13 protein-coding genes are annotated in these 18,180 nt (G+C 69.4%); 5 read left to right on the top strand and 8 right to left on the bottom strand.

What is annotated here, in order from left to right:
- Positions 1-5: 5 nt before the first annotated feature.
- The 4 genes from INR38_RS06665 to INR38_RS06650 are packed head-to-tail and all read right to left on the bottom strand — an operon-like array spanning position 6 to position 5,541.
- The gene (locus INR38_RS06665; RefSeq protein WP_207441914.1) at positions 6-2,573 is read right to left on the bottom strand and encodes an ABC transporter permease; all 2,568 of its coding nucleotides are present in this window, start codon (positions 2,571-2,573) and stop codon (positions 6-8) included.
- A gap of 19 nt (positions 2,574-2,592) precedes the next feature.
- Positions 2,593-3,309 (bottom strand): ABC transporter ATP-binding protein, encoded by a 717-nt coding sequence (locus tag INR38_RS06660; RefSeq protein WP_013801071.1) that lies wholly within the window; start codon positions 3,307-3,309, stop codon positions 2,593-2,595.
- A gap of 16 nt (positions 3,310-3,325) precedes the next feature.
- Complete coding sequence (gene miaA, locus INR38_RS06655; RefSeq protein ID WP_207441913.1) at positions 3,326-4,315, bottom strand: tRNA (adenosine(37)-N6)-dimethylallyltransferase MiaA; 990 nt, start codon at positions 4,313-4,315, stop codon at positions 3,326-3,328.
- 29 nt (positions 4,316-4,344) lie between these two features.
- Positions 4,345-5,541, bottom strand: a complete 1,197-nt coding sequence (locus tag INR38_RS06650; RefSeq protein WP_207441912.1) for a multidrug effflux MFS transporter — start codon at positions 5,539-5,541, stop codon at positions 4,345-4,347.
- Between the two features lie 204 nt (positions 5,542-5,745).
- Between INR38_RS06650 and INR38_RS06645 the strand changes: the two genes are divergently transcribed.
- Entirely contained in the window at positions 5,746-6,711 is a 966-nt protein-coding gene (locus INR38_RS06645) for a sulfurtransferase (RefSeq protein ID WP_207441910.1), read from the top strand.
- A gap of 175 nt (positions 6,712-6,886) precedes the next feature.
- Complete coding sequence (locus INR38_RS06640; protein WP_207441909.1) at positions 6,887-8,137, top strand: YeeE/YedE family protein; 1,251 nt, start codon at positions 6,887-6,889, stop codon at positions 8,135-8,137.
- 6 nt (positions 8,138-8,143) lie between these two features.
- Here the strand turns inward: INR38_RS06640 and INR38_RS06635 are convergent, their stop codons facing one another.
- Positions 8,144-9,814 (bottom strand): ankyrin repeat domain-containing protein, encoded by a 1,671-nt coding sequence (locus tag INR38_RS06635; RefSeq protein ID WP_207441908.1) that lies wholly within the window; start codon positions 9,812-9,814, stop codon positions 8,144-8,146.
- Positions 9,815-10,125: 311 nt separating this feature from the next.
- Here INR38_RS06635 and INR38_RS06630 point away from each other — a divergent pair, with 311 nt between their 5' ends.
- Positions 10,126-11,565 carry an alpha/beta hydrolase gene (locus INR38_RS06630; RefSeq protein WP_012206947.1) on the top strand — a complete coding sequence of 480 codons (1,440 nt, stop codon included), beginning with the start codon at positions 10,126-10,128 and terminating at the stop codon, positions 11,563-11,565.
- A 27-nt stretch (positions 11,566-11,592) separates the two neighbouring features.
- Here INR38_RS06630 and INR38_RS06625 read toward each other — a convergent pair whose 3' ends face one another.
- Positions 11,593-12,495, bottom strand: a complete 903-nt coding sequence (locus INR38_RS06625; protein ID WP_192366301.1) for an alpha/beta fold hydrolase — start codon at positions 12,493-12,495, stop codon at positions 11,593-11,595.
- Positions 12,496-12,644: 149 nt separating this feature from the next.
- On the opposite strand from INR38_RS06625, the gene INR38_RS06620 reads away from it, so the two are divergent.
- Together INR38_RS06620 and INR38_RS06615 are read left to right on the top strand one after the other, a co-directional pair.
- The gene (locus tag INR38_RS06620) at positions 12,645-13,517 is read left to right on the top strand and encodes a hypothetical protein (protein WP_012206945.1); all 873 of its coding nucleotides are present in this window, start codon (positions 12,645-12,647) and stop codon (positions 13,515-13,517) included.
- Positions 13,518-13,626: 109 nt separating this feature from the next.
- A complete protein-coding gene (locus INR38_RS06615) occupies positions 13,627-14,946 on the top strand; it encodes a serine hydrolase (RefSeq protein WP_192366302.1) in 1,320 nt (439 codons plus the stop codon).
- Positions 14,947-15,076: 130 nt separating this feature from the next.
- Here INR38_RS06615 and INR38_RS06610 read toward each other — a convergent pair whose 3' ends face one another.
- Both INR38_RS06610 and gdhA read right to left on the bottom strand, forming a co-directional pair.
- Positions 15,077-16,615 carry an IPTL-CTERM sorting domain-containing protein gene (locus INR38_RS06610; protein WP_207441938.1) on the bottom strand — a complete coding sequence of 513 codons (1,539 nt, stop codon included), beginning with the start codon at positions 16,613-16,615 and terminating at the stop codon, positions 15,077-15,079.
- Between the two features lie 184 nt (positions 16,616-16,799).
- On the bottom strand, positions 16,800-18,143 hold the full coding sequence (gene gdhA / locus INR38_RS06605; RefSeq protein ID WP_207441907.1) for an NADP-specific glutamate dehydrogenase: 1,344 nt from the start codon (positions 18,141-18,143) through the stop codon (positions 16,800-16,802).
- Positions 18,144-18,180 lie beyond the last annotated feature (37 nt).

Raw genomic sequence — 18,180 nt, 5'->3', positions numbered from 1 at the left:
GCCTCCTACCAATCCTCCTTGACTGCCAGCACTGCCTCGCGCCCTGCAGCCGCACGCCCGGCCAGCCAGGCCGTCAGCGTGCCTGCTGCGATCACGCTGGCAGCCAGCGCCAAAAGGCGGGGCCACGGCAGGGACAGCTCCATGGTCCAGTGAAAGCTTTGCGGATTCACCACGTGCACCAGTATCACGGCCACGCCCAGGCCCAGCAGGCTGCCGGCGATGGCGCCCGCCGTGGTCCAGGCCATGCCTTCGCCGGCCACCACGGCCAGGATGTCGCGCCGCGTCAGCCCCAGGTGGGCCAGCAGGCCGAATTCCTTGCGCCGCGCCAGCACCTGGGCGCTGAAGCTGGCGGCAATGCCGAACAGGCCGATGCCGATGGCCACGGCCTGCAGCCAGTAGGTCACGGCAAAGCTGCGGTCGAAGATGCGCATGGAGCGCTCGCGCAGCGCGCCGCTGCTGGCGAACTCCAGGGCCTGCGCGGCGCCCGGCCCGGTCAGCAGCGACTGGATGCGCGCCTGAAGCTGCTGCGCCGTGGCCGTGTCGTCGCCGTCCGGCCAGATGGCGATTTCGGTGGGGCCTGCCGTGTTGGCGCTGCCCTTGGCGAGCTGTTGGTAGTCGTCCCAGTCCATGGCGATGGCGCCGAACTGGCGCACATAGTCGCGCCAGATGCCGGCCACAAACACGCGGGAATCTTCGGACGGCAGGGCCTGGGCCAGCAGCGGCCACTCCTGGCCGGGCCGCACGCCATAGAGTTGGGCCACGGCTTCACTGACATAGACGGGCGTGCTGCCAGCGGGCGCTTGCACGGGGCCTTGTATCCACGGCAACTGCTGGCCCTGGGGGCCATGCAGCGGACGCAGCAGCAGGCTGACGGCGGGGCGATCCGGGCTGAGCCACAGGCTGGTGCTGCGCATGGGCTGGGCGCGCTGCACGCCAGGCAGGGCGGCAATGCGCGCGGCCAGATCGGCGGGCAGGGGCGCGGCATCGGCACGGCCTGCGCTGCCGGCGGTGCGCAGGTACAGCGGGGCGGGCAGCACGGCATCCAGCCAGGCGATCATGCTGTCCCTGAAGCTGGCCACCATCACGGTCAGCGCCACGGCCAGGCTCAGGCTGGCCACCACGCCGCCCACGGCCACCGTGGTGCTGCGGCGCATGCGCCGTGCGCGCTCCACGGGCAGCAGGGCCAGCGGCTGGCGCAGCAGCGATTGCGGCACCAGGCGCAGCAGCTGGCCCAACAGCCAGGGCAGGGCGGCCATGCCGCCCAGCAGCAGCAGGGCCACGGCGGCATAGGCGGCCAGGGGAATGCCGGCCACGGGCGGCACAAAGGCCAGGGCCACGCTGGCTGCCATCAGCAGCAGGGCCGGCAGGCCGCGCGCCGCGCGTTCCGAGCCCGCGCCCTGGCCCTTGAGCGTGGCGGCGGGCGGCAGCTCCATGGCCTGGCGCGCCGGCCACCAGCCGCCAGCCACGGTGGCGGCCACGCCGAGCAGGCCAAAGGTCAGCGCGGCGCCGGCGCTCCACTGCAGCGCGGGCTGCACGCCGGCAAAGTAGCCGCCGCCCAGGTCACCGCCCAGCAGGTGCAGGGCCAGCCAGGCCAGGCCCGCGCCCAGTGCAATGCCGGCCGCGCTGCCCACCATGCCCAGCAGCAGCGATTCCAGCAGCACCAGGCCCAGGCGCTGGCGAGGCGTCAGTCCCAGCACGGCCAGCAGGGCGAACTGCGGCGCGCGCTGGGCCACGCTGAGCGCCAGCACCGAGAACACCAGGAACGCCCCCGTGAACAGCGCCACCAGGGCCAGCACCGTGAGGTTGACGCGGTAGGCGCGCGACATCTCGGCAATTCGCTGCTGGTCGTCGCCGGGGCGGCTGGCCAGGGCCTGGGCGGGCCAGTCGGGCAGGCGGCGCAGCTCGGCCAGCAGGGACTCGCGCGTGGCGCCTTCGGCCAGCAGCACATCGATGCGGTCCACCTGGCCCCAGCGCTGCAGGCTGTCCTGCAGCGCGCCGATGTCCATCACGGCCAGCGGCGGGCCGGATGCGGCCACCGTACCCGCGATGCGCAGGGTCTGCGCGCGCCCGCCCAGTTGCCATGGCAGGGGCGTGTGCCGCGCCTGCTCCGGCGTCAGGCCCAGGGCTTCGAGTGCCGTTGCATTGAGGAAGACCGCATCGGGCGCGAACAGGTCCAGCCGCCCGCCGCCATCGAACAGCCGGGGCATGAGCGCAGGCGCTACGGGCGCCAGCCGCAGCGCATCGCCGCCCAGCACGCGCAACTGCACCGGCGTGGCGGTGCCGGCCAGGGCCGTGGCTTCGATCCAGGGGGCGGCCAGGCTGACCTGGGGCTGCTGCGCAACATGGCCATACAGCGATTCGGGCAGGCCGCCCTGCATGGCACGCAGCTCCAGGTCCGGCTGGCCGCTGACCGTGCGCACGGCGCGCGAGAACTCATCGAGCGCGGACTGGTTGATCACATGCACGGCAAAGCCCAGCGCCACGCCCAGCATGATGGCCACCAGGGCGGTGGCCGTGCGCCAGGGATGCTGGCGCAGCTCCTGCCAGGAAAAGGTGCGAAGCAGGGCGAGCATGGGCGGGCGATCTTTGGCGCTAGGCGGGCTGCATGCCCTGTGCGGTCAGGCGCAGCACGCGGTCGGCACGGCGCGCGGCCTCGATGGAGTGCGTGACCAGCACCAGGGCGGCCTGGTGTTCCCGGGTCTGCTGCAGCAGCAGTTCCATGACCTGTGCGGCCGTGCCGGGGTCCAGGTTGCCCGTGGGCTCGTCGGCCAGCAGCAGGGCCGGTCCGTGGACAAGGGCGCGTGCAATGGCCACGCGCTGCAGCTGGCCGCCGCTGAGCTGCCAGGGCAGGCGCTGCTCCAGCCCCTGCAGCCCGACGGCCTGCAGCAGTTGCTGCACGCGCTGGCGGCCCGCCGCATCCAGCCGCTGCAGCAGCATCAGCGGCAGGGCCACGTTGTGCCAGACATCCAGATGGGGCAGTACATGGAAGGCCTGGAACACGAAACCCACATGGCTGCGCCGCCACAGCGCGCGGCCGGTTTCATCCAGGGCCGACAGGTCCTGGCCTTCGTGCAGCACGCGGCCCTGCTGCCACTCATCGAGCCCGGCCAGGCAGTTGAGAAAGGTGGACTTGCCCACGCCCGAGTCACCCACGATGGCCACGAACTCGCCGCGCGCCACGCTGCAGTCCACGTTCTCGAAGACGGCGGTTTCCGTGCCGCCGTCGTTGCGGTAGCGCCGCGCCAGGCCCTGGACCTGAAGCAGCGGCGGCTGAGTCAGTGGCGTGTTGTCCCGGGGCGCGGCAGTCATGAAGGCGGTTTCCTGTTCAGCCGTTGCGGGCCTGGTTTGCTGCAGCCACCACGGCCATCGCTGCCTGCAGCAGTTGCTGCTGGGCATCGGGCGCATCGCAGGCAATGGCATGGCGGGCGGGCATGCTGCGCAGCCAGGTGATCTGGCGCTTGGCCAGCTGGCGCGTGGCGGCAATGCCGCGTTCGCGCAGCGAGTTCATGGAGTACAGGCCGTCCAGCGATTCCCAGGCCTGTCGGTAGCCCACGCAGCGGATGGAGGGCAGGTCCAGGTGCAGGTCGCCGCGCGCGCGCAGCTGTTGCACTTCGTCGATGAAACCGGCGTCCAGCATGGCGTCGAAGCGCTGGGCGATGCGCGCATGCAGCCAGGCGCGGCCCTGCGGCTCCAGCGAGAAGAAACCGCCGGGGCTGATCAGGCCCTGTGCCGCATCCTTGCCCGCCCGCGTATGAAAGCTGGACAGCGGTTTGCCCGACACATGCCAGACCTCCAGCGCGCGCTGTATGCGCTGGCTGTCGGCCGGCGCCAGGCGTGCTGCCGTGGCGGGATCGACCTGGGCCAGCAGCGCATGCATGGCGGGCCAGCCGATCTGCGCGGCCTGTGCATCCAGCCGCTCGCGCACGGCGGGGTCGGCGGCCGGCATGTCGTCAATGCCATCCTGCAGGGCCTTGAAATACAGCATGGTGCCGCCCACCAGCAGCGGCAGGGCGCCGCGCGCGCGAATCTCGGCCACCAGGCGCTGCGTGTCCTGCACGAATTCGGCCGCGCTGTAGGCCTGCAGCGGGTCGCGGATATCGATCAGGTGATGGGGGCAGGCAGCCAGTTCTTCGGGCGTGGGCTTGGCCGTGCCGATGTCCATGCCGCGATAGACCAGGGCCGAGTCCACGCTGATGATTTCTGCGGCCTGGCCGCGTTCGGCCAGCAGCCTGGCCAGGGCCAGGGCGGCAGCGGTCTTGCCGGAAGCGGTGGGGCCGGCGATGGCCAGGCAGGGGAGCGGGGAGGCGGTGGACATTCGAGAAACGGGAACGCAGGAAAGTGGAATCAGCGGTGGCCATCGACCCGGCCGTGGCGGCGCACCAGCCCCCAGGCGACCAGGGCCGTGCACACGCCCCAGAACCAGATGCCGAAGGCCATGGGCCGGGTGGACTGGCCGTCCAGGTGCAGGCCCAGCCAGTGTCCCATGGCAAAGGCGATGAGCATCATGGTGAAGCCGTTCAGCGCCGAGGCCGTGCCCGCCGACTGCGGGAAGGGCGCGATGGCATTGCTCTGGCCGCAGGGCATGTGCACGCCATGGGCGATCTGGAAGATATAGAAGGGCAGGGCATAGGACCAGAGGCTGCGCGCATCGGCCAGCGCCGCAATGCCGATGGCCGTGGCCGACAGCAGGCTGGCCAGCCCGGCAATCTGCACGGCGCGCCGCACATCCATGCGCTGCAGCAGCCAGCGGCACAGGAAGGTGCCCGCGATGTAGCACAGCGCATTGCTGCCCATCAGCAGGCCGTAGCCCGTGCGGCTCACGCCCAGCACATGGATATAGGTGAAGGAAGATGCGGCCAGATTGGTGAACAGGGCCGCATAGGTGCAGCAGGTCAGCAACTGGTAGGACTGGAATCCCGGGTGGCGCACGATGGTGATCCAGTTGCGCGCCAGGGCCAGCGGCTGCAGCGCCGTGGGATTGGTGCGAGCCAGTGTCTCCGTGAAGCGCAGGGCCACCAGCAGCAGGGCCAGCGCACCCATCACGGCCTGGGCCAGCATGGTCGAGCGCCAGCCCAGCGAATCCACCAGCAGGCTGCCGCTGACGGGGCTCAGGAAGGCGATCACGCCCAGCCCGGTCAGCGCCTTGGACATGACCTGGGCGCCCAGGTGCGGCGCGAACAGGTCGCGCACCATGGCGCGTGCACACATCACGCCGGCGCCCAGCGATGCCCCCTGCAGCGCGCGCCAGGCGATCAGCGACTCCATGGTCTCGGCGCTGGCGCTGCCCAGCGCGGCCAGCACGTAGATGGACATGCCCGCCAGCAGGATGGGCCGGCGCCCGAAGCGGTCGGACAGCGGCCCCCAGGCCAGTTGCGAGCAGCCGAAGGCCAGCAGGAACGCCGTCAGCGTGAGCTGCACCTGGGACACCTGGGTGGAGAAGGCCGCCTGTATCGACGGCAGGGCCGGCAGGTACAGGTCGGTGGCCAGCGGCTGCAGTCCCAGCAGCAGGCCGAGCAGGACGACGACCAGGACGGGGGACATGGCCGGCTGCGCTTGCGCGGCGGCGGGAGACAGGGGCGCTGACATAGGCGACCGAGGGTAGCAGAGAACAAGGGGTGCCGCTGTCCATGTTCGGGCGGTGCATATCCATCTGCGGATTGCGCAGTTGGGAACCGGCCGGGCCCTGCCTACATTGCATTGCAGAGGAATCAACCCGATCAACGCAACTGTGAACAAAGGACCGCAATGGCAACGCTGACCGCTTTCTCCTCCCTTCCCGCCGCGCTGCGCCAGGGGGCGTGCACCCTGCTGTGGGGCGTGGCCCTGGTCGGTGGTGCGGCCCATGCCAATGCGCCTGTGCCCGAAGGCCCGCTGGTCAGCACCGAATGGCTGGCGGCCAACCTCAACCGCGCCGATGTGCGCATCGTCGAGGTCAGCGTCAACCCCGGCCTGTACGAGCGCTCCCATGTGCCGGGCGCCGTCAACTTCTCTTGGCACAACGACCTCAATGACAAGGTGCGCCGCGACATCGTTGGCAAGGAGCAGTTCGAGAAGCTGCTGTCCCAGGCCGGCGTGAAGGAGGGCAACACGGTCGTGCTGTACGGCGATACCAACAACTGGTTCGCGGCCTGGGGGGCCTGGGTCTTCGACATCTATGGCGTGCAGAACGTCAAGCTGCTGGACGGCGGCCGCAAGAAGTGGGAGGCCGAGAACCGCCCCCTCAACAACCGCGCCCCCGAATATGCGGCCACCACCTACCGCGTGGGCAAGGTCAACACCGCGCTGCGCGCGCGCCTGACCGATGCGCTGGCCTCGGCCGAGGGGCGCAGCGACGCCAAGCTCGTCGACATCCGCTCGGCCGACGAATACCAGGGCAAGGTCTTCGCCTCGGCCGGCGTGCCGGAACTGGCCATCCGCGCCGGCCACATCCCCGGCGCCGTCAACGTGCCCTGGGGGCAGGCCGTGCGCGAGGACGGCAGCTTCAAGTCCGCCGAAGAACTCAAGAAGCTCTATGCGGGCGTGGGCATCGACGGCAGCAAGCCGGTCATCACCTACTGCCGCATTGGCGAGCGCTCCAGCCACACCTGGTTTGCGCTGTCCAAGATCCTGGGCTACCAGGTGCGCAACTACGACGGCTCGTGGACCGAATACGGCAACTCCGTGGGTGTGCCCATCAACAACCCGGCCGGCACGGTCTGGGCCGCGAAATGATCCTGCAGTCGATCAACCTGTCTTGAAGGCGGGGGCCGGGCGAGGGGTGTCGGTGCTCTTGGTTTGACGGATCAGGGGTGGTGACGAGTGGCTTTGGCAAAAGCTCGGCTCCTTTGGGGCCCGCAGACTGCGGGCCCCTTTTTTTATGCGTGGGATGGCAACAAAGGGGGCAGGAATGACAAGCGTGACCGGTGAGCACACGCAGAACGTGACTGGCAGGCACAGGGCAAGGGACTGGACCAGATGGCTGCCCTTGGCCGCCGTGCTGGCCGCAGCCTGGCCTGTGGCGGTGCAACTGCAGCTGCAAGGCGGCGGGCGCACCCTGGTCTTTGCGCTGGCGCTGGGCCTGCTGCTGGGGCTGGTGCTGCAGCGCTCGCGCTTTTGCTTTTACTGCCATGCGCGCGACTGGTTCGAGTTCGGCGACCCGCGCGGCGTGCTCTCCATCCTGCTGGCGCTGGCCGTGGGATCGGCGGGCATGACCGTGGTGCTGGGCAGCTGGGTGGCCGTGCCCCAGACGGGCCAGTTGCCGCCCGACATGCACATAGGTCCCGTGAGCTGGGTGCTGGTCCTTGCGGGCCTGGCCTTTGGCGCGGGCATGTCGGTCTCGGGCTCGTGCATCAGCGCCCACTGGTATCGGCTGGGCGAGGGCTCGCCCGTGGCGCCGTTTGCCCTGGTCGGCACGGGCCTGGGCTTCGTGCTGGGGTTTCGCAGCTGGAACCCGCTGTACAGCCTGGCCATTGCCGATGCGCCCGTCATCTGGCTGCCGGCCCATCTGGGCTATGGCGGCGCGCTGGCGCTGCAACTGGCCGTGCTGGGCCTGCTGGCGGCCTGGGTCTGGCGCATTCATGGGCGCTCGGGCCGCGCACAGCCACGGCCTGCGGTAGAACCGGCGCAGCCACCGGGCCTGCGCCAGCTGTGGCTGTCACTGTGGCAAGGCCGCTGGAACGCCGCGCTGGGCGGCCTGGCCGTGGGCCTGATTGCGGCCGCCGCCATCGTGCGCATGCGGCCGCTGGGCGTGACCACCACGCTGGGCAGCACCGTGCGCGGCTGGGCCCAGGCGGGCGGCTGGGTGCCCGAGCGCCTGCATGGCCTGGATACCCTGGGCGGATGCGCCACCGCCGTACTCAACAGCCTGCTCACGCCCCATGCCGTGCTGCTGCTGGGCCTGGTGGCCGGTGCCTGGGGCGCTGCCGTGGCCAGCCGCCAGTGGACGCCGCGCCGCCCCACCTGGCGCGATGCGGCACGCGGCCTGGCCGGTGGCGCCTTGCTGGGCTGGGGCGCCATGACAGGGCTGGGCTGCACCATCGGCACGCTGCTGTCGGGCAGCATGGCGGGCGCGCTGTCGGGCTGGGTCTTTGGCGCGGCCGTGTTCACGGCGCTGTGGGCGGGTTTCGTGCTGCGGCGCTGGCAGGCCAGCCGGGACTGAGGGCCTTCAGCCGGCAGCCACCCCCAGCAGCAGATCCGCGATCTCCTCCGGATACCGCTGCCGGCTTCCGTCGATGAGCACGCAGCCGGGCGCCTCGGGGTCGGGCCTGGCCAGGGGCATGCCGTGGTCGATGAGGGCCTGGGCGCAGCCCAGCCAGTCGCCGCCGCCGGGCTCGGTGGATTCGGGCTGGTTCAGCGATGCCCAGCACAGGGTGCCTGCGCAGTTGTCGCCATAGGCGTGGCGTTCGGTCCACTGTGCGCCGTGCTCCAGCAGGAAGCGCGCCATGGCGGCATCGCCACGGTACACGGCCTGGTTCAGTGCGGAGGCATCCCAGTCGCCGCCGCGCGCGGCGATGGGCCAGCCCAGTTCCACCATGCAGCGCACGGCGTCCATGCAGCCCAGGGCCGCCAGTTCGGGCAGCATGCGCAGTTGTTCGGGCGCCAGGCCCTGGAGCAGCCCGGGGTGGGCTGCGGCAAGACGGCGGGCCTGTGCTGCGTCGCCCACGGCGCAGGCGGCCAGGAGTTGCTCCTGCGGCGTGGTGGGCTCGCTGCCCGCCGCCTGTTCCAGCAGGGCGGCCACGTCGGCCAGGCCAAAGCGCCGCGCCAGTGCAGCGGCACTCAGGCCCTGCGGCGTGCGGACCGACGGATCGGCGCCGGCATCCAGCAGCGCCTTCACATGGGCGGGCGAGCGGCGCCGGCGGATGGCCCACAGCAGCGGGCGGCCCCATTCGCCCTGGCCGTTGTCCTCGTTCGGATCGGCGCCGTGGTCCAGCAGCAGGCGCAGGGCCTGCACATCGTCCAGGTCCAGCACGCGGAACAGGGCATTGCTGCCGTCCGCGCGTGCGCCGGCTTTCAGCAGCAGCCGCGTGCATTCGCGGCTGGCGGGCGTGCCTTCCAGCGAGTGGTAGAGCGATTCGCCATCGTTGGGGTCGGCGCCGGCCTGTAGCAGCATCTGCGTCAGTTGCGCATCATGGTTCTGGCCTGCTGCGCCATAGAGGGCCGACAGCCGCTCGGTATCGGAGGGGGACTGCAGCGAGGCGGGTGGCCAGCGGTTGCCCACGGTCTGCAGCGGGTCGGCGCCCGCGTCCAGCAGCCAGCGCGCGCATGCGTGCAGGTGCTCGGTGAATTCGGGCAGGCGCAGCAGGCAGGAATGGGTGACGGCCATCAGCGGCGGCAGCGCCAACGGCCCGCCTGCACGGCGCAGCCAGCCGGGGTCGCTGCGCTCGGCCTCGCGCAGCACGGCCAGATTGCCGGTGGCGCAGGCCACCCAGGGATCACTGCCATCACTGCCCGCAAGTTCCGGCCGCTCGTCCAGCAGGCGCCGGGCCAGCGCGGGTTGCGCGCGGTGCGTGCCGCCCGCCACATCGCCGGCATAGACCAGGGCCAGCCAGTGCAGCCGGGATTTCTCGGGGTCCGCCGCCAGGCGCTGGCATGCCTCGACGTAGCCTGACAGCTCGCTCCATGAAGCGAAACCGTGCTCGCGCGCCACGCAGGACTGGGCGTCGTGCAGCCGCAGGTCCTTGGCGGCGAGCGCCTCATCGGCAAGGCCTTTGGCCGCTGGCAGGTGGGAGCGCATGGACTCCATGGCCTGGGCCGAGCCTGCGCGATAGGCGGCCAGCAGTTGCTTGGCCTGTTTCTTGAGATGGCCCATGTCGGGCCGGGCGGGGATGCGTTTCACAGGGATACCTCCGTGCACGAAGGCCAATGACCTGCAGCTTGGCGCACAAAGGCATGTGGCAAGAGAAAAACGCCGGGAGGCGCATACAGGTGGGTTCAACCCTTCCCGCAGGTCCGGGTGCGGCCTGCACCGCAAGCGCGGATGTTAGCGCAAGGCGACAGTCATCTGGGTGACAGCCGGCAGCCCCTGCTTGCGGGTTCCTACCCGCATGGCGGGCCAGTTGTCTGGCATAGGCTGCGTCGGCAATCCCGCTTGAACCTGATTTTTTGCGCGCGTTTCCCTCAACACCTTCATCCCAAGGAGACAGTCTTATGCGAGCCCTGCGTTGGAATCGTTGGAAGTATCTCGGTCTGCTGGCGGCCACGGGCCTTGCGGCCTGCGGCGGGGGGGACGGTGATGCGCCCGAGGAGACGCGGGCACAGGACAGCCGCAGCTTTGCGCCGGCCAATCCTTCGGCCACCAGCTTCGACGCGCTGGCCGCCGCTTCGGGCGATGTGGTCGACAACGCCAGCACCAGCCGCTGGGCCGGTGTGCTGGAAGGCGCTGCCTACCGCATCGAGGTGCCGGCCAACTGGAATGGCCGCCTGGTGATGTATGCCCACGGCTATGCGGGCGAGGGCAGTGCGCTCAACGTCACCAATCCGTCCATACGCCGGTACCTGATCCAGAACGGCTATGCCTGGGCGGCGTCCAGCTACAGCAAGAACTACTACGACGTGCGCGCCGGCGTGGAGGACACGAATGCGCTGGCGCTGGCCTTCAACCGCCTGGCCGCATCCCACGGCCGGCCGCTGGCGCAGCCGCAGCGCCTGTACATCACCGGCCATTCCATGGGCGGCCATGTCACGGCGGCGGCCATCGAGGCCGAGGCCCAGGCCACCGCGAGGAACAAGGTGCGCTACCAGGGCGCCGTGCCCATGTGCGGCGTGACGGGAGATACCGAACTGTTCGACTACTTCGCCGCGGCCCAGGTCACCGCGCAGGCCATGGCCGGCGTGGCCCAGCGCCCTGTCACCGAGTGGGCCGCCATCCAGGGCCAGGTGACCTCGGCCCTGTTCACCACCTTTCCGTCGGCTCCCACCGCGACGGGGCGCGCCTATCTGTCGGTCATCCAGAACCTCACGGGTGGCCCGCGCCCGCTGTTCGATCTGGGCGTGGCCGTGGGCGGCTCGTTCGCGCCGGTCTGGGGGGTGTTCGGCAGCGATGGCTCGGTCAACGGCATCCTGAACCGCAACGTGGCCGACACCAACCGCTTCACCTACCGCATCGACGGGGATGCCGCGGCCTCGGCCGCGCTCAATGCCGCTGCGCAAAAGCGTACGGCCGCGCCCGATGCCAACCGGCCGCGCCGCGACGGCCTGCGCTGGATTCCCGTGACTTCCGGCGATATCAACATTCCCGTGGTGACCCTGCATACGCTGGGCGATCTGTATGTGCCCTTCAGCATGGAGCAGATCTACCAGCGCCGCGTGGCCGACAAGGGCCGGAGCCAGTGGCTGGTGCAGCGCGCCATCCGCGGCGCATCGCACTGCGACTTCACCGTGGCCGAACAGGTGGAAGCCTTCGATGCCATGGTGCAGTGGGAGCAGGGCGGAGCCAAGCCGGGCGGTGACGATGTGCAGACGGCCGCCACGGTGGCCGCGCCCACCTATGGCTGCCGCTACACGCGCAACACGCTGGGCCCGGATGACAGCACCACCACGCGGCAGTTGCGCGCCGTGATCTCGCAGAACGCGGCAAGCTGCCCGTAGCGCGGAAGGCGGCGCAGGCTGCGCCGCTCAGCGCGGGCTTGCTGGCGCGGTGGGCGCCTGTGCGAGCAGGCGCAGCCCGAACAGCTCGTCCAGCGCCTGCCGGTATTGCTCCATGGCGCGCGACTGAGTGTTGTGGTGGTTGCCGCCTTCGATGAGCACGAAGCGCTTGGGCTCGCTGGCCGCGTCGAACAGCTGGCGGCCCAGCGTGGCGGGGATCAGCGGATCGGCGCTGCCGTGCACGACCAGCAGCGGCGAGCCTATGCCGGCCACCTTGTCGATGGAGGCAAAGCGCTGCGTGATCAGCGGCCCCACGGGCAGCCAGCCCCAGCGGAAGCTGCGGACCACATCGGGAATGCTGGTGAAGGTGGCCTCGACCATGACGCCGGCCTCATCCTGAACGCTGCGCGCCAGGTCGATGGCGATGGCGCCGCCCAGTGAATGGCCGAAGATGAAGCGCGGCCGGTCCGGAGCGTGCCGGCCCAGCCAGTCCCAGCCTGCGCGTGCGTCCTCGGCGGCCGATTCCTCGGACGGCAGGCCGGCGCTGCTCTTGCCAAAGCCCCGGTAGTCGATGGCCAGCACCGAAAAGCCCAGTTCGTGCAGCCGCCGGATGCGCGGCGAGGAGCCGGCAACGTTCCAGCGCGCGCCATGCAGGTACAGCAGCACGGGGGCGTTGCTGGCCGTGGCCGGCTGGGGCAGCCACAGCGCATGCAGGCGGGCGCCGTCCTGCGCTGGCATGTCGATCCAGACATCTTCCATGCCGGCCGTGTTGGCGCCGGGCCAGCTGCGGTCGCTGGGCTGGAAGATCCATTCGCGCTGCTTGGTGTCCAGCACGGAGCAGCCGCTGGCCGCCAGCAGCGCGGCCGCGCCCAGCGCCGCCGTGATCCGGTGCAGGCGCCTTCGGGGCCACAGAAAGGGAAGCATTGAGGGCATGACGCAACAATGGATGCACGGGCCGGCCAAAAGTTCAGCGCCGCTGCCCTGCGGGCCGGCGCTGTCATGGATTGGCGCTATTCTTGCCGCTGGTTCGCGGGCCGACAAGGCGATGCGGACCTCTCTCCACTGTTGATGAGTGAACCTGTATGCCGATACGCCTGGGCCTGGCCGCCAACCGAATCCACCACCAAACCGAGGATGCCGCACTGTTCGGCTGGCTGCGCGCCTGCGAGTCCGGCATCCGCGAGCTGCAGCTGGGCCTGCATGCCGTGGGCCGTACCTTCGACGCCATCCAGGCCGCCGGCATGCTGGCGTCCTACCGGGGCCTGCGCCGCTATCCCTATGGCCGCGAAGGCGGGCTGATGAAGCTGGTGGCCGAGGTGGTGGGCGTGGAAGGCGACGAGCGCACGATTGACGGCGCCATTTATCTGACCGACCCGGTCGATCCGTCCTCCATCTTCCCCGAGGCCGTGGCGCTCAAGCGCCAATGCGTGATCCACGGCAAGCCCTTCCTGTCCACCGTGGCCTCGGCGCGGGACTGGATCGAGATGGAGCGCATCCATGCCGGCCTTCCCAGGGATGCGGGCGCGCAGCGCTTCCACGACTACGCGCAGCAGACGCTGGCGCTGATCGCCCACGATGCGCTCAAGCCCACGATGCTGGATTTCGCGGCGCGCAACTTCGAGCTGCTGTCGCGCTTTGGCCGGCGCGTGGGCACGGGCACCACGGGCCAGCGGCTCAACGAAATGGCCTGGAGCCGTGGCTGGCCCGAGGACCGGCCCTGGGTGGACCGCTACAACAGCGGCCCGCTGGGCGGCGATGCGCAGATCGCCGACCTGGTGCTGGACCGCCGCTGCCAGCGCGTGATCTTCTTCGAGGACCCGCATGTGGCGCGCCAGCACGAGGCCGACATCCAGCTGCTGGAGCGCGCCGTGACCACGGTGACGCACGACACGGTCTGCACCACTTCTCCGGCCGTGGCGCAGCGCTGGTGCGATGCGGCCTTGATGCGCCGCTGAAACCTTCGTCGCGCAGACGACAGCCTTGCGGCCTGCGGGCGGGCGAACACCCGTGACCGGCCGAGGGCTTTCTGCAAGACTGGCCGTTTCCAAAACCAAGGAGACAACGATGGTCAGTCAGCTCTTTCGGCGTTCCCGGCATGCCATGGCCCTGCTGGCCCTGCTGCCCGGCTGGGCGGCAGCCCAGGCCCCCGCAGCGCCCGCGCTGCCGCCGCCCGACAGCGTGCGCCTGGAGCAACTGGGGCTGATGCAGGGCTTTCCTCCGGCCGCAGACAAGCGTGTGGACGTGTCCAACGGCTACCGCTATCCGCAACTGCGCTGGGTGGTGCAGCACCTGCGCGAAATCCAGCCCACGCAGAACATCCGGCGCGGCGCGGCGGCGCCCTCGGCCCTGCCCGAAGCGCCCATGGCCCTGGGCGGCCTGCGCTTTGACGACGACAAGGGCCAGCCCGTCACCGTGGACCAGTGGCTGGACCGCACCTATACCGACGCCATCGTGGTGCTGCACAAGGGGCGGGTGGTCTTCGAGCGCTACCAGAACCAGATGCAGGCCAGCTCGCCGCACCTGCTGTTCTCGGTCACCAAGTCGTTCACCGGCCTGATGGCCGCGCAACTGGCCCACGAGGGGCGCATCGACCCCCAGGCGCTAGTGACGAAGTACGTGCCCGAGCTGGAAGGCTCGGCCTGGGGCGACATGACGGTGCGCCAGGTCATGGACATGACGGGCGCCGTGCGCTTTCGCGAGGACTACACCGACCCCAAGACCGAGATCTTCGGCTACTCCTGGGCCTCGGGCATGCTGCCGCGTCCGCCCGGCTACGCGGGGCCGACCAATGTCTACGACTTCCTCAAAACGCTGCCCAAGGAAGGCACGCATGGCGAGGGCTTTGTCTACCGCACCGTGCACTCCGAGGTGCTGGGCTGGATCGTCTCGCGCGTCACGGGCCGGCGCTGGAGCGATCTCATGAGCGAGAACATCTGGCAGAAGCTGGGCATGCAGGAAGACGCCTATGTGATGGTGGACAGCACCGGCACGCCGCTGCAGGGCGCGGGCCTGAACGCCACGGCGCGTGACCTGGCGCGCGTGGGCGAGATGCTGCGTCTGGGCGGCAGCTTCAACGGCCACAAGATCTTCGACAAGGCGGTGCTGGACGACATTGCGCGCGGCGGCGACCGCGAGCAGTTCAAGTTCCGCGGCATCCAGGCCGCGCGGCCCGGCTACAGCTACCGCAACCAGTGGTGGGTGCTGCACAACGCCGACGGCGCCTACGAGGCCGCCGGCATACACGGCCAGTTCATCCACGTGAACCCGGCCGCGCAGATGGTGGTGGTCAAGCTGTCATCGCACCCGGTGGCGGGCGCGGCCTTCACGCATGCGCTGACGCTCAAGGCCTGGGCGGCGCTGGCCGATGCGGTGCGCGACAGGTAGCAGGAACAGGCAGCAGGAACAGGTCGCAGGCAGCAAAAAAGGCAGCGTGCGCAAACACGCTGCCTTCGGCCCGTGGGCAGGCCGGGCCGGTTTCTGACCGCCTGGCACGGCCCACAATGGAGCGCACGCGTCAGACCTGGCGGCGCCGCATCCGGGTCATGCCGAACAGGGCCAGCAGGGCCGACATGGCTATCAGGCACCACTGCGACAGGGTGGGCACTGCGGTGGTGGTGGCGGCTGCCGCAGGCATGGCCACGACCACGGGGTCGAGGATGGCGCCGTCCTGGGCTCCGTCATCGTCGCCATCACCGCCGTCCGTGACGGTGTAGCTGGCAGTGCCACCGTTGAAGCTGGAAATCTTCACCCACTGGGCAGGCGTTGCCAGCGGCTTCCATTTCAGCAGAACGGCACCTGCGGGCACGTTTGCATGCGTCACCTGCATGGTCAGCGTGTCGCCGACGGTGCAGTCCCGGGTCTCAAACTCCAGCACGGGCCTGGGCATGTCGGGCACGGCCGTGAAGCCGGCGGGCAAGGGGCCGGGCAGGGCGCTGGTGAATGCGACATGGCGGAAGGTGCAGGTGCCATTGGGCTGGCCTTGCGTGAACTGTGTCCTGCTCGTTCCATCGGCGTGCTGTGTGAGGCCGAGAACAGTCACGGAGACGGTGCCGGTTGCGGCTGCGTAGTTCAAGGGATCGCTGCTGGCCTTGGTCCCCCGCACGACGCAGGTGCCCGTGGCCGTGCCGGTCAGCTGGTTGCCGCTGACCGTGCATGGCCCGCTCAGGAGCTGGAAGGCGGGGGCGGCATTGCCTATGCCGCCGCTCAGGGCCAGGGTGGTGGTTTCGCCCACGGCAACGGCTGTCGGCGTCGCGGTCACGGTGGCTGCCTGGGGCTCGGGGATCTTGATGGGATTGAGCGTGTAGCTGCGGTTCAGCGTATTGGCTTTGCTGTCGGTGACCCGGATCGTGAACGAGGTGCTGCCTGCGGCCGTGGGCGTGCCGCTGATCGTGCCTGTGGCGGGGTCCAGTTCAAGTCCTGCAGGCAGCGCTCCGCTTTGCAGTGCAAACGTGTAGGGTGCGCCCAGGCCGCCGGTTGCCGTCAGCGTCCGGGAGTACAGGCTGCCGACCTGGGGGCTGGGCAAGGTCGAGGGGCTGATGCTCAGGGGAATGAAGGGCTCGACGGAAACGGACTGCAGAGCCGCACCCACAATGTCGGCGGCCGAGAAAGTGATTTTCACGGTGCTGCTGTTGGTGATGGGCTCGTCCAGCGCAATGGTGGAGATGCCCACCGGTGCCGTCTTGGTGTACGTCACGGCGCCCGATGTGATGGTCAGTTGCAACGGATTGGCCGTGCTGTTGCGCATCACGAATGATTGGAAATTGATCTTTCCGGTGAGAGCCGACACCGACCAGGATGCAAAGGGATAGGCCGAGCCGCTGATTCGAAAGCTCATCCAGCCGTTGCTGTCGGTGCCGCAGCGGGTGGTGCCGCCGACCATCTGTGCGGAGAAAAAATAGTAGGGCGATGAAGGCGTCGTGTCAGTCGTGGATCTGCAGTTGCCGTTGACATCCAGATCGGGTTTGAAGCCGAGGGATTCGTAGGCGAAGGCATTGCCCAGCGACAGGGCTGCGGCGCCGACGAGCAGCGCTTTGGTGATGGGTCCAGGGAGCATGGGGAACGGGGGTGGAGACAGGGCGCGCTGAGTGTCCTCTCCCGTTGGCCGGCGAATCTGAGCAATTCTGAGAATTGGCTTTCAATAGCGAAGGCCGTCGCGTTTTCTGTGTGCGGGCCAGCCATGAAAAAAGCCCATGCAGCAGGCTGCATGGGCTTTCGTCAGGGATGGGGAGCGTTGATGCTCAGATCACGCCCTGGGCCAGCATGGCGTCGGCCACCTTGACGAAGCCGGCGATGTTGGCGCCGTCGATGTAGCTGACCGTGCCGTCCTCGCGCTTGCCGTACTTCAGGCAGGCGGCGTGGATGCCTTGCATGATCTGCAGCAGGCGGGCATCGACTTCCTCGGCGGGCCAGGACAGGCGGGCCGCGTTCTGGCTCATCTCCAGGCCCGAGGTGGCCACGCCACCGGCGTTGCTGGCCTTGCCCGGTGCGTACAGCACGCCGGCCTTCTCGAAGGCCTTGGCGGCTTCGATGGTCGAGGGCATGTTGGCGCCTTCGGCCACGCAGACCACGCCGTTGGCGATCAGCACCTTGGCGTCTTCCTCGGTCAGTTCGTTCTGCGTGGCGCAGGGCAGGGCCACGTCCACCTTCAGGTGCCACGGCGTCTTGCCGCGCAGGAACTCTGCGCCCACCAGCTTGGCGTACTCGTCCACGCGGCCGTAGCGGTGGTTCTTCACGTCCATGAGGATGGCCAGCTTCTCGGTGGTGAAGCCGTCCTGGTCATACACGGTGCCCGAGGAGTCGGAGACCGACACCACCTTGGCGCCCAGTTGCAGGGCCTTCTCCACGGCGTACTGGGCCACGTTGCCCGAACCCGAGACGGAGACGGTCTTGCCTGCGAAGGACTGGCCGCGCGTGGCCAGCATTTCCTGGGCGAAGTAGACGGTGCCGTAGCCGGTGGCTTCGGGGCGGATCAGCGAGCCGCCGAAGGACAGGCCCTTGCCCGTGAACACGCTGGCGGCGCTGTTGGACAGCTTCTTGTACATGCCGGCCATGAAGCCCACTTCGCGGCCGCCCACGCCGATGTCGCCTGCCGGCACGTCGGTGTCCGGACCCACGTGGCGGAACAGCTCGGTGACGAAGGCCTGGCAAAAGCGCATGACTTCAGCGGGGCTCTTGCCCTTGGGATCGAAGTCCGAGCCGCCCTTGCCGCCGCCCATGGGCAGCGTGGTCAGCGCGTTCTTGAAGGTCTGCTCGAAGGCCAGGAACTTGAGCACGGACAGCGTGACCGAGGGGTGGAAACGCAGGCCGCCCTTGTAGGGGCCGATGGCCATGCTGTGCTGGATGCGGAAGCCGCGGTTGACCTGCACATGGCCCTTGTCGTCGGTCCAGCTCACGCGGAACATGACCACGCGCTCGGGCTCGACCAGACGCTCCAGCAGTCCGTGCTCGGCGTACTTGGGGTTCTTCTCGATGAAGGGCCAGAGGCTTTCCATCACTTCGGTGACGGCTTGCAGGAATTCGGGCTGGCCGGGGTTGCGTTGCGCCACTTCTTCAAGGAATTGGCCGACGGACTCGTACTTCATGGAAAAACCTCTGACTAAAAAACGGCTGCGGGAAGGG

Source organism: Delftia sp. SD018, from assembly GCF_017355445.1.
GTDB lineage: Bacteria > Pseudomonadota > Gammaproteobacteria > Burkholderiales > Burkholderiaceae_C > Comamonas > Comamonas acidovorans.
This window is presented reverse-complemented; position numbering and strand designations above follow the sequence as displayed.

Excerpts from the sequence above, each read along its gene's own strand:
- INR38_RS06660 (WP_013801071.1), bottom strand. The coding sequence starts at position 3,309 with ATGACTGCCGCGCCCCGGGACAACACGCCACTGACTCAGCCGCCGCTG.
- INR38_RS06630 (WP_012206947.1), top strand. The coding sequence starts at position 10,126 with ATGCGAGCCCTGCGTTGGAATCGTTGGAAGTATCTCGGTCTGCTGGCG.
- INR38_RS06645 (WP_207441910.1), top strand. The coding sequence starts at position 5,746 with ATGGCAACGCTGACCGCTTTCTCCTCCCTTCCCGCCGCGCTGCGCCAG.
- INR38_RS06650 (WP_207441912.1), bottom strand. The coding sequence starts at position 5,541 with ATGTCCCCCGTCCTGGTCGTCGTCCTGCTCGGCCTGCTGCTGGGACTG.
- INR38_RS06665 (WP_207441914.1), bottom strand. The coding sequence starts at position 2,573 with ATGCTCGCCCTGCTTCGCACCTTTTCCTGGCAGGAGCTGCGCCAGCAT.
- INR38_RS06640 (WP_207441909.1), top strand. The coding sequence starts at position 6,887 with ATGACAAGCGTGACCGGTGAGCACACGCAGAACGTGACTGGCAGGCAC.
- INR38_RS06620 (WP_012206945.1), top strand. The coding sequence starts at position 12,645 with ATGCCGATACGCCTGGGCCTGGCCGCCAACCGAATCCACCACCAAACC.
- miaA (WP_207441913.1), bottom strand. The coding sequence starts at position 4,315 with ATGTCCACCGCCTCCCCGCTCCCCTGCCTGGCCATCGCCGGCCCCACC.
- gdhA (WP_207441907.1), bottom strand. The coding sequence starts at position 18,143 with ATGAAGTACGAGTCCGTCGGCCAATTCCTTGAAGAAGTGGCGCAACGC.
- INR38_RS06625 (WP_192366301.1), bottom strand. The coding sequence starts at position 12,495 with ATGCCCTCAATGCTTCCCTTTCTGTGGCCCCGAAGGCGCCTGCACCGG.
- INR38_RS06615 (WP_192366302.1), top strand. The coding sequence starts at position 13,627 with ATGGTCAGTCAGCTCTTTCGGCGTTCCCGGCATGCCATGGCCCTGCTG.
- INR38_RS06610 (WP_207441938.1), bottom strand. The coding sequence starts at position 16,615 with ATGCTCCCTGGACCCATCACCAAAGCGCTGCTCGTCGGCGCCGCAGCC.